Below are 15,358 nucleotides of genomic sequence, written 5' to 3'. Positions count from 1 at the left end.
CTCCGGCCGAGCCGGCCGCCGGGGGGCCGTCGCCGGCGCAGCCCAGCGCCGCGGACCGGGGCGGCCCGGCCGCGCCAGCGGCGGGCGGCGCGGGCGTACCGGCGCCGGGTGCGGGCCCGGCCGCCGGGCGGCTCCCGCTGTCACGGCCGGCGTTCCGGCCCGTGACGATCCGTACCGCCCGGGACGCGGTGGTCACCGCCGCGCTGTACCTGCGCTGGCTCGGCTTCCAGGACGTCCGCCAGCCCGACGGGGTGCCGATCCCCTCGGCGGCGGTGGACCTGCGGGCCCCGGGCGTGGTGGCGCAGGTGGACCCGACCACCGCGCCGGCCGGGCTGCGGGCGGTGGAGTGCGTGTGGCTGAACGGCCTGACGGCAGCGGCGACCAGCGTCTACTTCTCCCTCGCCGGGTACACGGAGGAGGCCCGGGGGCGGGCGGACGATCTGGGGATACCGCTGTTCGTGATGGACCTGACGGGGATGCCGCAGCCGGTCAACGACCCGGCGGACGCGCTGGTGGGAAGGGGGGCCTAGGCTCGGGGGCTGTTGGTATTGGTATGACTTTCAGCCCGACGCCCCTTCCTGCCGAGGAGAGCCCGATGAGCCTGTACGACATCCCGCTGACCACCCTGGACGACGAGCCCACCAGCCTGGCGGCCCACCGGGGCAAGGCCATCCTGCTGGTGAACACCGCCTCGCAGTGCGGGCTCACCCCGCAGTACTCGGGGCTGGCCCGGCTGCAGTTCAAGTACGAGGAGAGGGGCTTCACCGTCATCGGTGTGCCCTGCAACCAGTTCGGCGGCCAGGAGCCCGGTACCGCCGAGGACATCCAGACCTTCTGTGCGGCCGGCTTCGGGGTGACCTTCCCGATGCTGGAGAAGTCCGAGGTGAACGGCGAGAACCGGCACCCGCTGTACCAGGAACTGGTGAAGACCCCGGACGCCGAGGGTGAGGCGGGGGACATCCAGTGGAACTTCGAGAAGTTCCTGATCTCCCCCGCCGGCGAGGTCGTGGCGCGCTTCCGCCCGCGCACCGAGCCCGAGGCCCCCGAGGTCATCGCCGCGATCGAGGCGCAGCTGCCCGCGTAGGGCCCGTACCAGCCGGACCGCTGCCGTACCGGCGGCATGGTCGGCGTACGGGCGGCACGGTCGGCGCACCGCTGCCGTACCGCCGTCACCGCCGCCGGGCCCCGTGCGTCGTCCTGCCCCGGGCCTCAGCCCAGGTCGGCCTCGTCGTACTCCTGCCCCGAGCCGGCGGCGGTGAGCTCCCTCAGCTCGACCCGGCGGATCTTGCCGGAGACGGTCTTGGGGAGTTCGGCGAACTCGATGCGCCGGATCCGCTTGTACGGGGAGAGGACCGCCCGGGAGTGCTCGAACAGCGCCCGGGCGGTCTCCTTCCCGGGCTCCCAGCCGGCCGCGAGGGTGATGTACGCCTTCGGCACGGCGAGCCGCAGCTCGTCGGGGGCCGGGACGACCGCCGCCTCGGCCACGGCCTCGTGCTCCAGGAGGGCGCTCTCCAGCTCGAAGGGGCTGATCTTGTAGTCGGAGGCCTTGAAGACGTCGTCGGCCCGGCCCACGTAGGTGAGGTACCCGTCGGCGTCGCGCGAGGCGATGTCCCCGGTGCGGTAGAGCCCGTCGGCCATGGCCTCGGCGGTGCGCTCCGGGTCGTCCCGGTAGCCGGTCATCACCCCGGCGGGCTTCACGCGCAGGTCGACGCAGAGCTCGCCCTCGTCCGGGGACTCCTTTCCGGTGACGGTGTCCAGCAGCACGATCGCGTAGCCGGGCGCGGGGCGGCCCATGGAGCCGGGCTTGACGGGGGCACCGGGGAAGTTGCCGACCTGGAGGGTGGTCTCGGTCTGGCCGAAGCCGTCGCGGATGGTGACGCCCCAGGCCTCCCGGACCCGCTCGATGACCTCGGGGTTCAGCGGTTCGCCCGCGGCGACGGCCTCGCGCGGGGGCGTGCGCAGCGTGGTGAGGTCGGACTGGATCAGCATCCGCCAGACGGTGGGCGGGGCGCAGAAGGTGGTGACGCCGCCGCGGTCCATCTCGGCCATGAGGCGTTCGGCGTCGAAGCGCGCGTAGTTGTGGACGAAGACGGTCGCGCCCGCGTTCCAGGGGGCGAAGAGGTTGGACCAGGCGTGCTTGGCCCAGCCGGGCGAGGCGATGTTCAGGTGGACGTCCCCGGGGCGCAGCCCGAGCCAGTACATGGTGGAGAGGTGCCCGATCGGGTACGAGGCGTGCGTGTGCTCGACCAGCTTGGGGCTGGCGGTGGTGCCCGAGGTGAAGTACAGCATCAGGGGGTCGCCGGCGAGGGTGGGGCCGTCCGGGGTGAAGTCCGCGTCGGCGCCGTACATGTCCTCGAGCCGTCGCCAGCCGGTGGGGACCTCGCTGCCCGCGGCGATGCGGGTGTAGGTGCCGGGCACCTCGTCGAACTTGGCGGTGTCCTCGGCCCGCGCGATGACGTGGCGTACGCGGCCGCGGTCGACCCGGTCGCGCAGGTCGGCCGGGCCGAGGAGGGGGGTGGCGGGGATGACGACCGCCCGGAGCTTCATCGCGCCGAGCATCACCTCCCACAGCTCGCGCTGGTTGCCGAGCATGACCAGGATCCGGTCGCCGGCGGTGACGCCCTGGGCGCGGAGCCAGTTGGCCGCGGATCCCGACCGTACGCTCATCTCCGCGAAGGAGACGGCGCGGCTGGTGCCGTCCTCCTCGACGATGCGCAGGGCGTCGGCGCCGTTGCCGTCCGCGATGCGGTCGAACCAGTCGAGGGCCCAGTTGAAGCGCTCGGGGCGGGGCCAGGTGAAGCCGGCGTGGGCGGCTTCGTAGTCGCCGCGGTGCGCGAGCAGGAAGTCCCGGGCGGCCAGGAAGCTGTCGGTGGCGCTGTTCTCCGTCATGACAGGCATCGTGCCGCGCCGGGCGGGCCCTCCACCAGGGCGGCGTCAGCCGTGGATTGACCCGAAGCGCACGGCTCCGGGCGCGCCGGCCATCCCGGCGAGCAGGGCTTCGCCCTCGGCGGCGATCTCGTCCTTGCGCGCGGGTGTCTGCGTACCGAACAGTTCCACGGTGAGCCGCGGGCGGGCGCCGTCCTCGTCGTGGATGCGCCAGAGGCCGGCGAGGAAGCCGTCGACGAGGAGGGTGCGGTGGGCCTGGTTGCCGCTCCAGGTGCGGCCCTTGACCTCCGGGGGGACCACGCGGGAGCGGTCGGCGTGCGAGAGGAGCAGGTTGTCGAACTCGGGGAGGAAGCGGGGCGGCGCGGGGGTGGCGGGGTCGGGCCGGGGCGCGTCGGGCAGGTCGAACAGTTCGACGCCGTTCTCGTCGCGGAAGGCGAGCAGGCGGGGGCGCAGCCGCTCGAAGGGCTCGCGCAGCCGGGTGAGCCCGGCCCAGGTCTGCATGTCCTTGACGGAGGCGGGGCCGAAGGCGCCGAGGTAGCGCAGCACGACGGCGTCGATGCCCTGCTCCTCCTCCCCGTGGGCGGCATCGCCCACCCAGCTCTCCAGGGTGGTCAGCCGTACCTGCCCGCTACGGCCCCACACCCCGCGCGGGGTGACCTGCACGAGCGGCAACAGGCAGCGGGCGGCGACGGACAGCGACTGCGGGTCGGCGGAGGGCCACTCCCGGAGCAGTTCCTCGCGGATCTCGCCCATGGTGCGCGGCTCGGCCTCGACGAAGGCCCGCGCGCGACGGGCGAGCCGCTCCGGGTCCACTCCGACGAGCCCCTTGCGGAAGTAGTTCACCTCCCGGTCCCGGGCCCCCTGCACGAGCGGCCTCAGCCCGAGGGCGTCCCGCACGGTGTGGGTGTGGATGGTGGACCGCATGGTCACCATCCGGACCACCTTCCGCTCCTCCATCAGCCGGGCCAGCCCGTCGGGCCGGAACCCGGCGAGGCGGGCGTGGAGCTGGAAGTAGGGCGGCTTGACGTTCTGCGCCTGCAACCCGAGCAGGTGCGCGACGGCATCGAGGGGCGCCATTTCGGCGCGGCTCAGCAGCAGCTGGCGGGCGAGCGTGGCACGGTTCAGAGCGCGGGTGTCGAGTACGGGATTCGTCCGGGAGGCCATGAAGGCAACCTAACCCCCCATGCGGACACCCCCTGTCCGCAACAGCCTCTCCCCCCTCCCCCTCCCCCACACGGAAGTGACCTGCGATGTCGGAGCGCCCGGACCGCCGCCCCCCGTCCTCCGCGAGGCGCTCGGGATGGCTGCGCCCGCCCGGCCCCGCCGCCACGCCCCCGCCGGCGGCCCCCGGCCCGCCGCCCCCGGAACACCACAGCCTGATCGACTCCGCCGTCTACCGCGACGGCCGCCGCGTTGCGTCCCCCACCACCCTCGCCGACACCTTCCGACTGCTGCGCGAACAGCCCGACGGCATGGCCTGGATCGGCCTGCACCGCCCGTCGGAGACCGAACTGCACTCCCTGGCCGCCGAGTTCGACCTCCACCCGCTGGCGATCGAGGACGCCCTGGAAGCCCACCAGCGCCCCAAGCTGGAGCGCTACGGCGACACCCTCTTCGTGGTCCTGCGCGCCGCCCGCTACCTGGACGCCCAGGAGGAGGTCGACTTCGGGGAGCTCCACGTCTTCGTCGGGGCCGACTTCCTGATCACCGTCCGCCACGGGGCCGCCCCGGACCTCTCCGCCGTCCGCCGCCGCATGGAGGAGACCCCGGACCTCCTGTCCCTGGGCCCGGAGGCCGTCCTGTACGCGATCCTCGACGCGGTGGTGGACGGCTACGCCCCGGTGGTGGCGGGGGTCCAGACCGACATGGACGAGATCGAGACGGAGGTCTTCCGCGGCGACCCGGAGGTCTCGCGCCGCATCTACGAACTCTCCCGCGAAATGGTCGAGTTCCAGCGCGCCACCCGCCCCCTGGTGGCCATGCTCCACGGCCTGATGGCCGGCTTCGCCAAGTACGGCACGGACGAGGAACTCCAGCGCTACCTCCGCGACGTCGCCGACCACGTGACGCACACCAGCGAACGCGTGGACGGCTTCCGCCAGGCCCTCACGGAAATCCTCACGGTGAACGCCACCCTGGTCTCCCAACAACAGAACGCCGAAATGCGCGCCTTGGCGGAAGCGGGCTTCGAACAGAACGAGGAGATCAAGAAGATCTCCTCGTGGGCGGCAATCTTGTTTGCGCCCACACTCGTGGGAACCATCTACGGCATGAACTTCGAAACGATGCCCGAACTCCACTGGGCGGCGGGGTACCCCTTCGCAATCCTGCTGATGGCGGTGGTGTGTACGAGTCTGTACGTGATCTTCAAGAAGCGGGACTGGCTGTAGCGATCCACCACGCAAGCTTGATCGACTTAGCGCAAGCGAACCATAGATCACGCCCGCAGAGGCCCCGTGGGGAGAATCTGGGGAGAATGCGCGGTAGAGGGTCGACCACCCTCAGCGTCGCGGCCTCAACGGGGGCGGCGCCCGGCGCAGTCGTTGCCTGCCGCGCTCCGCAGGAACTGGCCATTCGGTCTGCCCTGCATCTCCAGTACGTGACACGCAGCCGGAAAGCCCACTCGCAGGCCAACGGGCCATGCAGTCAGCCACGGACGCGGGAAGACATGGCCGACTTGCCCCCTTGCCGCCCACACGATCATGACGGTGTATCAGGTTCTGTCAGTGGCCGCAGCTACAACCGATCTGGAGGTCCGCATGGCGCGGACCGATGGGGAGGGAATCAGCATGCCGAAGGTTCCGGACGGATACGTGCGCGTACGAAGCCACCTCCGCCGCAAGCCGGGGCCGAAGTCCGCCAAGGGCCTGAGCGTCTGGGCCGTGGCCGGCCTGTGCGCGGTGGTGTGGCTCTGGGGCCAGGTCTTCGGGTTCGGCGACAGCACCACCGAACAGCAGCCCGCGCCGAAGCCCGCCGCCTCCGCGCCAGCGGCCGGGCAGTGACGGCCAGGCGGCGGCGAAGGATCCGATGGCGACCGCGCAGTACCGCAGACCTACTGGGTGCGGCAGCCGTTGCCCTCGCGCTCACGGTCGCCCTGGCACAGGCCGCATCACGCCTCCTGACAAGGGCCGCCGCAGCCTGGCCGGTGCTCGTCCTGACCGGTCTCGCCCTCGCCGTCGGTGTGCGTGACGTCTTCCAGGTCGTCGCGGAGACTCCGCAGCACACCTACCAGCTACTCACCAAGCGGGCGCGACGCTTCCGACGCGCGTACACCTGACGGCAGCCCAGCTGGGCCTGGCCACGGAACCGGCGACTCGGAGCTGTCGGCCACCGCGCTGCACGATCTCGCCAAACAGTGCATCGATCTCGGTTACCGGGCCGAAGCCATCCAGCTCGGCGAAGCCTGCGTGGACTACGGCCGCCACCTCGACAACCGCAGGCCGTCCCCTACTGCGAGGCCACGCCAACACCGCCACACAGGATGACGATCGTCGCATGGCCACCAAGCGCCTCGCCATGTCCGAGACCGCCATCAGCAGGTCGGACGCCGCGGGCTGAGACTCCTGGGCCGCATACCCCCCCCCGGCTACTGGGGCCACGAGTCCGGTATGTCCCTCTCGCCTCGGCGACCTCGACACCGCCGAAGAGCACCTCCACCTCGCCCTCGACATCCACGGCCTCAACCGCCGCCTCACCCGCGCCATCGTCCTCACCGACCTCGGCGGCGTCCGGATGCGCCAAGGCGACGCCGCCGGAGCCACGGTCTCCTCGCGCGACTTCCGCGACTGCGCCGACGGCATCCGATCGGTCAAGGTCCAGGCTGCCCTTCAGGACATGCGGGTCCGCCTACGGCGGTGCAGCGGGGTTCCCTAAGCCCAAGAGCTCCGGGCGCGAGCGGCCCTCACTGCGGGCTAGCCCGGCGCGACGCAGCTCGGCAAGTTCCTCCTGGCCCCGCGCCGCCCCGCTGTCACGCCCGGCTGCCGGCAGCAGCCACGAAGACGGATCCCCAGCGGTCGAACTGCCTTGTACCGACGGAATGACGGGGCATGACCGCTGAGTGGTGCAGCTAGGTTCGCCGACACGACAGGGCTTCCCCGCTGAGGGCGACCGGCGCTGCTCCCTCCTCCGGAATTCCCATGGCATCCCAGAGTCATGCACCATTTAGCTGTCTACAGGAAATTCCTCAAAGAACCCGCTGAGACGGGCAACTGTCTTGGCGTCAGAGTTTGAGTACGGACAGCCGGAGGTGCGATGGTGACGCCTGTGAGTGAGCAAACATCGTGGGAGGGACTCACTCCGGAGGAGGTCGCCGCCGGAGTCGCTGAGACCCAGAAGTTCCTCTTGGATCGAAAGGCGGCACACCGGAGTCATGTTCCCGTTCGGCGCGACTTCGTGCAGCTCCCGCCACGAGCGGAGAGCCGGCACAGCCTCCTCGCCCAGTTCGTGCAGGGCCGGGACGCGCGCGGCCTGAAGGCATACCTATTCATCATCGCGATCACCAGCTCCGACCTGGACGGCTGGAGCACAACGCTCAACAGCTCCGTATGGGCCAGGGCAATTGGCGCGACGGCAACAGCAGAACCGACAGGCGCTCGGGCGGCGGTCAACAAGATCTTCGACCGTCTCCAGAAACGCCGATTGATCAACTACGGCCGAGTCCCTGGCACACACGACATCAGGGTCACCCTGCTGCGTGAGGACGGCCGAGGCGAGGAGTACACCCGCCCCGGCCGGGAGAACCGAGACCCGTATCTGAAGATCTCCCGTGACCTGTGGGACTCGAGAGCGATCGATGATCTAGGCCTGCCAGGCCTGGCCATGCTCCTCGTCCTAAGCTGTGAGCGCCCAGGCTTCGAGCTGCCGCCCGAGCGGACTCCGGACTGGTACGGCTGGTCGGCCGACACGACCGAGCGAGGCTTCAAGGAGTTGGCCCGCAAGGGATTCATCGAGGTCAAGAAGACCTTCAAGTCGGCGCCTACTAGCCCGAGGGGTTACACCCACAGCAATCGCTACACACTCCTGCCCCCGCACATCCATCGAGGGCGTAGCACCCCCCAGATGGATGCACCTGTCAGCTAGGTGCGTGAAGACACCACAGCCTCTGTGGGGTGCGACAGGGCCGCACCCCACAGAATCCCAGGCGGAGGCCGCGCGCCGGCAAGCAAATGCTGCCTCACCTGCAAGCAGTCCACCATCGGAAGGAGAACTACTTGAGCACCAACCGTAGCGCGCCGAAGCAGCTCGGCGCGCCCGTGATCAACATCAACCTGTCCGGGAACGCGCAGCTGAACTGCGCTTACGGCGACCAGATGGCGAGCAACCAGTCCGACGCTGGTGCCGAGTCTCCGGACAAGCACCCCTTCTGGAAGAGCATGATCTTTTGGACAGCGGTCGGGGTCATCGCCACCGCCGCAGGCGCCATCGCTGCGTTCCTGTAGATGCTCCTGCTAGAGAAACAGACAAGGAGTAAGCAGTAACCTGCGGAGGTTCGCCGAGTCGACCGGTCGCGGGCCAGGCAAGCGCTACGAACCCTTGCACCCATCACCGACGCCGAGCACGTGCCCCATCCGTGCCCTTCAGGACGGTAAATGGCGGTCACTACGGGCGCAGACGGGGCCTCGCTAGCGGCTCGACGTGGGTGGCCCGCACGTACGCGAGGGGGCGGCTGTACACCGGGAGCAATCTTCTGCTGGTCCCCTCGCAAGTGGAGGACACATTCCCCCGGGTGATCGTGGGGGCCGGGCTGCACTGCGTCACCACGGTCGGCTCGTTACGTGGCGGCATTCCCGAGACCGTCGGGGACGGCGGGGTGATCTTGCCACCCCGATGACGTGGACGGCTGGATACAGGCGCAATCGAGTACGTCGACCGGCCCGGCTTCGGCGCGAGGGCTCGGGACCGGGCGGTGCCACTGGTTCGGTCATGCCTGCCTGAGCTGGCTGCCGCAGGGCTAATCCCAGCAGCAGCCGCCGGCTAGCGGGCCGCGTACGCGGCCTGGACCTCGTCGGCGCGGTCGGTCCACCAGTTCAGCAGGGCCTCGTCCGTCAGGAACATCTCCCCGAAAGTGGGGTCCTGGCGGTCGAGGTAGAACTCCAGCTGCCAGAAGTCGGTCATCCGCTTCCACCACAGCCGCTTCACGGCGTCGGCGAGGTCCCGCTCCGACAGATCGATCACGGACCGGTAGCCGGCGCAGAAGGCGGCGATACGGTTGAGGTCGAAGACACCACCCACCCCGAACTGCACCTGCGCGGTCCGCGCGACCTCCTCCCCGTACGGACGGATACCGAGCCGATCCCAGTCCAGGACCGCTGCGACCCGGCCCTCCTGCCACAGCAGGTTGCGGTACTGGAAGTCGCCGTGTGTCCACCCGTAGGGCCCGGCCGGGATCTCACCCTCCGGCCGGGCATCGGCGTGCCGCGCCAGGAGGCCGCGCCGGTCGTGAAGGGCCTCAGTCGCGGCTTTGTCGAAGTCGGTCACCGGATCGGCCGGGAGGGAGCCCAGGAGAGCAGCGGCACCCTGGTCGGCCGCGCCGACGTCGCGGACCTTCGTCGCCGGGGCCTGCTCAGGGAGCGGGCCGGGGGCGTGACGCCGCAGCCCTGTGTGGAGGCGGGCCAGGAGAGCGCCGAGATCGCGTGCTTGGCCGAGGGTGAGGTCAGTCCCCTGAACGTGCTCGCCGTCCACCCAGGGCAGGACGCAGTAACCGTGACCGCCGACCTCCACGACAAGATCCCTGCCCTCGGCGAACAGTGGCGCCGGAACCGGGATCCCCTCGCGGGCCAGGTCCGCCAAGACCGCGAGGTTCCTGCGGACCTTGGGCAGGGGAACGTCAGTGATCTCCTTCACCGCGTACGTCCCGGCAGCCGTCTCCAGCCGCCAGTTCCGGTTCATTAGTCCATGGGCAAGGAACAGCTGGTCGTGCACCTCGCCCAGCCCGAACGAGCGGGACACGGTCGGCAGGGCCGCCAGAAGGTCGTCTTCTCGGGTCACATCCGTCACCCCAAGGACGGTACGCCGACACCGCATCCCGCACCGGCATCCGTCACCGAGGTCTGCTGTGGGGTGAGGGGCGCACAGCGACGCCGATGGCCCAAGGACGAGTCCTGATGGCACTGCGGGAACTTTAGCGATCACGCCCCCACACGCCCCTACCGGCGAAGTGTGCCCCCAGCGCCCTAACACGCTCCCGGCTGAATGGGTGACGTGCGCCATCACCGACCCGTAGAGGGCGATCCGCCGGTAGAAGCGCCGTCCGGTCTGGAAGAGGGCCGAGGGGCCCAGCGCCTGCGACTGTGCGAGGAACACGCCCGCGGCTCCGAGGGCGCCCGCAGCGGGCAGTGCCGTGATGCCGAGGAGGCCGACGTCCAGCAGCCACCGCACCTGTGCCGCCTGGGCAGCCGATCCCAGGTACCAGGACTGGCCCGGCTGCGCGGTCATGGGCGGACCGGGTGCCGGTACGCGGCCTGCTCGACCGCCTCCACACCCGCCGCGCCGTCGCGGTTGACGAGTCCCGGAACCGCCGCAGGGGTGGAGGCAGGGAGCGCAGACTTGAGTCTCCTGCAGGGGGAGACAGGAAGGTGAGTTCATGGACGGCGGCATCCTCTACTCGATCGGCGAATTGGCCCAGCGCAGCGGGCTGACGGTCAAGACCATCCGGTTCTACTCCGATCGGGGCATCGTCGAGCCTGCCGGCCGCACCCACGCCGGCTACCGGCTCTACGCCCAGGACACCGTCGCTCGCCTTGCCCTCGTGCGAACACTGCGAGAGCTGGGACTCGGCCTCGCCATGATCCGGCAGGTCGTGGACCAGGAACTCTCACTCAGCGAAGTCGCCGCCCAACACGCTGCCGCACTTGAGGCGCAGATCAGCATCCTGCGACTGCGACGGGTGGTTCTGACAGCCGCCGCCACACGCGAACCCACTCCCGAGGAGATGGAACTCATTCACCAGCTGGCCACGCTCTCCGAAGCCGAACGCCGACGCCTGATCGACGACTTCCTCAACAGCGTCTTCGACGGCCTCCACCGCAGCTCTTACTACGCCGCAGCTCGGCGCTCCATGACGCCCGAGCTTCCCGACAGCCCCACGGACGAACAGATCAGAGCATGGGTGGAGCTGGCTGAACTGTCTCTGGACCCGGATTTCCGCGCCAGTGTGCGGCGCCTCGCCGAAGACCACGCGGCCGCCCTGCCCGACGACGCCCCCACGCCACCTCGCCCGGACGTGATCGCCATTGTCCGAGATCTCGTCGGGCCGGCCGTGGCCCGTGGCATCAGCCCCGACTCGCCCCTGGCCGATCCTGTCGTCGCGGCGCTCACCGCCCACTGCGCGCTCGCCCACGGCCGCTCCGATGACGCCGAGCTGCGCCGGTGGCTGCTACGGCGCCTGCAAGCCGCGAGCGATCCGCGCAGGGACCAGTACCTCCGGCTGCTCGCGCTGATCAACGACTGGCCGACACCGGAACGCCTCACCCCGGTGATCGACTGGGCCGTCGCAGCTCTGCGGATGCGGGCAGCCCGATGACGCAACACCCACACAGCCCCACGCCACAGTCGCACGCGGCGCTGAAAGCGGCTGCGGCCACATGTTCTCGGCCCATGGAGAAGATCGTTGCGCTGCTCGAGGCAGACGCCACACCGTCGGCCCCTGCTCTCATATTGCGCCCCTGGGACCCGTCGGACGCTGCCGACCTGGTTGAACTGTATCGGGATGACGCCCTGCGCCGGTGGACGAGCTCAGCTGTGAACGACGAGGCGAGCGCGGCTCATTGGATTCACGAACAACAACGGGGATGGGATACGGGAGACCGCTTCGCATTCGCCGTCGTCGAATCCCACACTGCGGGCACCGACGGCACGTTGACGGGGAACATAGTCCTCAAAAACGTCCTGCCGGGCACTTCGTCCGCCGAGGTCGGGTACTGGACCGCAGCGCATGCGCGCGGCCGGGGAGTGGCACCCCGCGCGCTACAGGCACTGACGAAGTGGGCTTTTACCGCCTTCTCCGGCAACGGGCTGACGCGCCTTGAACTCCTGCATCAAGTGGACAACACAGCATCATGCCGCGTCGCGCAGAAGAGTCGGTATGCACTCACCACGGTCCTGCCCCCAGCACCGCCCGCCTACCCCCTTGCCGGTCACCTGCACGTACGGACGCGCGACCTCTGACCCAGTCCACGCAGGGCGCTCGCCGTAGGGCCGGTCGGCGCTGGGGCGGCTAAGGGCCTGGCGGGCGGGGGTGGCGGGAGCGGGTAACGTCTTTGTCATGTTCTTCCAGACTCCGATTCACGAGTGAGAGCGAGACGGGCCCCGCGGACGTCCTTCGACGTCGCCGCGCCCGTCCCCCACCGATGAATCCGTAGATCACTTCACACCAGACCGGGAGAACCCGTGACCGACAGCAAGAACATCAACAACCCCGTGGGCCAGGGCGGCGGCCAGCGCAAGAAGCTGTCCCGCGCCGAACGGCAGAACAACGGTCCGCACCGCAACCTCGACCGCCAGAGTGCCGCCGACCGGAAGGCGGAGCTGGTGCGCAAGATGCGCGAGAAGGCACGCGCAGCCGAGGACTCCGGGCAGGCGGGCGACGACACCGCACAGAGCTGACGCACCTCCGCCGCAGGGCGGCCCTGCCGCCGTATCGGGCGCGGCGGGCCGGAGTGGCGGCTGACCTGCGTGTTCTTCCGGGCGTGACGAGCCCGAGGGTCGCCGTCGTGACGCCGTTGCGGCGGTGCACCCGCACCCCGCCGCGCCGCGCTCAGGGCGTCAGTGCGAGCAGTGGTGGCGCGTACTGCCGGGGGCGTTCCCGGATCAGGCGGGTGCGCAGGCGTTGGGCGGCGGAGCCCGTCAGCCCCAGGCCTTCGGCAGCGGCGCGGAACGTGACGTACTGCGCATCGCGGTGCTCCTCCCGGAGGCGTTCGAGCCAGGAGTCGACACCCCGCAGAGCGTGCTCGACCGAGCCGTCGGGCGAGCCGGTCCCGTGCAGCAGCGCCCGGTCGCGCTCGCGCTGGAGCTCGGAGAAGCCGCACACCTCCAGGCTGGTGCGTTCGGCGCCGGCGAGGTCGGCGTTGCCCGAGAGGTGCAGTGCGCGGGCCAGCCGGTTGCGGCTGAGGACCCGCTCGGTGCTGATCCGGTAGACCCGTGCGCTGACGTCCGAGAGTTCCACCGCCAGCCCGGTGTCCCGCACGACGCACCCGCCGCGCAGGCCCCGGGCGGCCGCGGCCAGCAGGGCGCTCGCCTCCGAGGGGTGCCAGTCGAAGACGTGGTCGACACGGCGGGTGTCCTGCTCGGTGAGGGCGAAGGAGTCGTCTCCCAGATCCGCGGCCAGGTCCCGCTCGGGGATCTCGCAGTCCAGACCGGGGCCGGCGAGGTAGAGCACCGCGTTCACGCCGGCCGTGGCGCACGCCGCCATGACCATGGCGTCCGGGAGCGGGCTGAGCAGGGTCGGCTCGTCGCCCCGGGCGAAGACGTCGCCGCCGACGTCCACCACCTTGACCTCGTCCACGGCGTACCGCTCCACCGCCTCGGCGATCTGGCGTGCCAGGCCCCGTACGCCGTCGTACGGGTCGAGCAGGCCCAGGGTGATCGGAAGGTCTCCGGCCAGCCGCGGCAGGGTGGAGCCGGCAGGAGCGATGGGGGCGCTGTCCGCGGTGATCTGCGAGACGTGCGGGGTCAGGGGCCGCAGTCCGGTGAAGTCCCAGCCGCTGCGCGGCCCGGGGATCGGGTCGACCACCAGCCGCTCCCAGGAGTAGCTGAGGACCACGGCGGGCTCGTCGCCGCTGATGGCGCCGTGCACCAGGGTCGTGCCGATGACGTCACCGCCGCCGCCGGCTGCCACGAGGAGCTGCGTCACGATTCTTCCTTCGGGTCGGTTTTCCGGGGGTGGCGGCGCCCGCTCACCAGCTGGTGTGCAGGGGCTTGCCCTCCGCATAGCCGGCCGCGCTCTGGACGCCGACGACGGCGCGGTCGTGGAACTCGTCGAGGGTGGCGGCGCCCGCGTAGGTGCACGCGCTGCGCACCCCGGCGACGATCTCGTCGATGACGTCCTCCACGCCGGGGCGCCGGGGGTCGAGGTACATCCGCGCGGTGGAGATCCCCTCGTCGAACAGGACCTTGCGGGCCTGGTCGAAGGTGGAGTCCTCGGCGGTACGGTGCCGGACGGCGCGGGCGGAGGCCATGCCGAAGCTCTCCTTGTACCGGCGGCCGTCGCTGTCGGTGTGGAGGTCGCCGGGGGACTCGTGCGTGCCCGCGAACCAGGAACCGATCATCACGTTGGAGGCTCCGGCGGCCAGGGCGAGCGCGATGTCACGGGGATGGCGGACGCCGCCGTCGGCCCAGACGTGCTTGCCGAGGTCGCGGGCCTGCCGGGCGCATTCGAGGACGGCGGAGAACTGGGGGCGGCCGACGCCGGTCATCATCCGGGTGGTGCACATGGCGCCCGGGCCCACGCCGACCTTGACGATGTCCGCTCCCGCGGCGACGAGGTCCCGCACTCCGGCGGCCGTCACCACGTTCCCCGCGACGACCGGAACGTGCGGGTCGAGGGCACGCACCGCACGTACGGCGTCCAGGGTCTTGTCCTGGTGGCCGTGGGCGGTGTCGACGACGAGGACGTCGACCCCCGCTTCGAGCAACTGCTTCGCCCTGAGTGCGACATCGCCGTTGATGCCGACGGCGGCGGCGATCCGCAGCCGGTTCCGGTCATCGACGGCCGGGCGGTAGGCCGTGGCACGCAGGGCGCCGGCCCTGGTGAGGATGCCGGTGAGGCGCCCGTGGCCGTCGATCACGGGTGCGAGCCGGTGCCGGCCCTGGTGCAGCAGGTCGAAGGCGCGGCGCGGTGCCGCGTCCTCCGCCAGGGTGAGCAGCTCGGGGGACATCACCTCGCGGAGTTGGGTGAAGCGGTCGACGCCCTGGAGGTCGGCCTCGGTGACGATGCCGACGGGACGGTCCGCCTCGACCACGACGACGGCTCCGTGGGCGCGCTTCGGCAGAAGTGACAAGGCCTCGGCCACGGTGGCTTCGGGAGTGAGGGCGATCGGCGTGTCGTGGACGAGGTGACGGCTTTTCACCCACAGCACGACCTCGGCGACGACATCGCTGGGAATGTCCTGCGGAATGACGCAGATTCCGCCACGGCGTGCGACCGTTTCGGCCATTCGGCGGCCGGACACGGCCGTCATATTGGCCACGACCAGTGGAATTGTCGTTCCGGTTCCATCGGAGGTGGAGAGGTCGACGGACGTGCGGGACCCCACGGCCGAATGGCTCGGCACCATGAAGAGATCGCTGTACGTCAGTTCGTACGGAATCGGGTGATCGGAAAGGAAGCGCATGGTGAGTACCTGGTCCATCGTCGTCATGCCGGGAGGAGTCGTCGGCGTGCCCGAAGCGGGCACCCCCCCCCCCCCCCCCCCCCCCCGGTACCCGCCAAGCGGGGGGGCCCGGGGGCCGGGGGGTGGGGCGCGGGTTGCTGCAG

The 15,358-nt window shown here is 70.6% G+C and carries 15 protein-coding genes; 10 read left to right on the top strand and 5 right to left on the bottom strand.

Annotation, left to right across the window (positions count from 1 at the left end; translation table 11 throughout):
* A partial coding sequence (locus AB0D45_RS33060) for a hypothetical protein (protein WP_362466038.1) occupies positions 1-530 on the top strand: 530 nt, incomplete at its 5' end.
* Positions 531-595: 65 nt separating this feature from the next.
* Positions 596-1,084, top strand: coding sequence for a glutathione peroxidase (locus tag AB0D45_RS33055; protein WP_362466035.1), 489 nt, complete (start codon positions 596-598; stop codon positions 1,082-1,084).
* Between the two features lie 125 nt (positions 1,085-1,209).
* Here AB0D45_RS33055 and AB0D45_RS33050 read toward each other — a convergent pair whose 3' ends face one another.
* Both AB0D45_RS33050 and AB0D45_RS33045 read right to left on the bottom strand, forming a co-directional pair.
* Positions 1,210-2,889: an AMP-binding protein gene (locus AB0D45_RS33050; RefSeq protein ID WP_362466032.1), complete on the bottom strand. Its 1,680-nt coding sequence runs from the start codon at positions 2,887-2,889 to the stop codon at positions 1,210-1,212.
* A gap of 45 nt (positions 2,890-2,934) precedes the next feature.
* Entirely contained in the window at positions 2,935-4,050 is a 1,116-nt protein-coding gene (locus tag AB0D45_RS33045) for a winged helix DNA-binding domain-containing protein (RefSeq protein ID WP_362466029.1), read from the bottom strand.
* An 86-nt stretch (positions 4,051-4,136) separates the two neighbouring features.
* Here AB0D45_RS33045 and AB0D45_RS33040 point away from each other — a divergent pair, with 86 nt between their 5' ends.
* From AB0D45_RS33040 to AB0D45_RS33020, 5 genes are all read left to right on the top strand, one after another.
* Positions 4,137-5,276, top strand: a complete 1,140-nt coding sequence (locus AB0D45_RS33040) for a magnesium and cobalt transport protein CorA (protein ID WP_362466026.1) — start codon at positions 4,137-4,139, stop codon at positions 5,274-5,276.
* Between the two features lie 399 nt (positions 5,277-5,675).
* Complete coding sequence (locus AB0D45_RS33035) at positions 5,676-5,888, top strand: hypothetical protein (RefSeq protein WP_362466023.1); 213 nt, start codon at positions 5,676-5,678, stop codon at positions 5,886-5,888.
* Positions 5,889-6,031: 143 nt separating this feature from the next.
* Positions 6,032-6,163, top strand: a complete 132-nt coding sequence (locus AB0D45_RS33030) for a DUF5131 family protein (protein WP_362466020.1) — start codon at positions 6,032-6,034, stop codon at positions 6,161-6,163.
* A gap of 986 nt (positions 6,164-7,149) precedes the next feature.
* Positions 7,150-7,965: a hypothetical protein gene (locus tag AB0D45_RS33025; protein ID WP_362466017.1), complete on the top strand. Its 816-nt coding sequence runs from the start codon at positions 7,150-7,152 to the stop codon at positions 7,963-7,965.
* Positions 7,966-8,096: 131 nt separating this feature from the next.
* Positions 8,097-8,324 (top strand): hypothetical protein, encoded by a 228-nt coding sequence (locus tag AB0D45_RS33020; protein ID WP_362466014.1) that lies wholly within the window; start codon positions 8,097-8,099, stop codon positions 8,322-8,324.
* A 535-nt stretch (positions 8,325-8,859) separates the two neighbouring features.
* Here AB0D45_RS33020 and AB0D45_RS33015 read toward each other — a convergent pair.
* Positions 8,860-9,882 (bottom strand): phosphotransferase, encoded by a 1,023-nt coding sequence (locus AB0D45_RS33015; protein WP_362466011.1) that lies wholly within the window; start codon positions 9,880-9,882, stop codon positions 8,860-8,862.
* A gap of 586 nt (positions 9,883-10,468) precedes the next feature.
* Between AB0D45_RS33015 and AB0D45_RS33010 the strand changes: the two genes are divergently transcribed.
* From AB0D45_RS33010 to AB0D45_RS33000, 3 genes are all read left to right on the top strand, one after another.
* The gene (locus AB0D45_RS33010) at positions 10,469-11,407 is read left to right on the top strand and encodes a MerR family transcriptional regulator (RefSeq protein ID WP_362466008.1); all 939 of its coding nucleotides are present in this window, start codon (positions 10,469-10,471) and stop codon (positions 11,405-11,407) included.
* Positions 11,408-11,481: 74 nt separating this feature from the next.
* Entirely contained in the window at positions 11,482-12,051 is a 570-nt protein-coding gene (locus tag AB0D45_RS33005) for a GNAT family N-acetyltransferase (protein WP_362466005.1), read from the top strand.
* Between the two features lie 222 nt (positions 12,052-12,273).
* A complete protein-coding gene (locus AB0D45_RS33000; RefSeq protein ID WP_361602065.1) occupies positions 12,274-12,489 on the top strand; it encodes a DUF6243 family protein in 216 nt (71 codons plus the stop codon).
* A 151-nt stretch (positions 12,490-12,640) separates the two neighbouring features.
* Here AB0D45_RS33000 and AB0D45_RS32995 read toward each other — a convergent pair whose 3' ends face one another.
* Entirely contained in the window at positions 12,641-13,735 is a 1,095-nt protein-coding gene (locus tag AB0D45_RS32995; protein WP_362466002.1) for a DUF1152 domain-containing protein, read from the bottom strand.
* Between the two features lie 43 nt (positions 13,736-13,778).
* Positions 13,779-15,215 carry a GuaB1 family IMP dehydrogenase-related protein gene (locus AB0D45_RS32990; protein ID WP_362466041.1) on the bottom strand — a complete coding sequence of 479 codons (1,437 nt, stop codon included), beginning with the start codon at positions 15,213-15,215 and terminating at the stop codon, positions 13,779-13,781.
* Positions 15,216-15,358 lie beyond the last annotated feature (143 nt).

The sequence above is a fragment of the Streptomyces sp. NPDC048352 genome (genome assembly GCF_040651895.1).
Taxonomy (GTDB): Bacteria; Actinomycetota; Actinomycetes; order Streptomycetales; family Streptomycetaceae; genus Streptomyces.
This window is presented reverse-complemented; position numbering and strand designations above follow the sequence as displayed.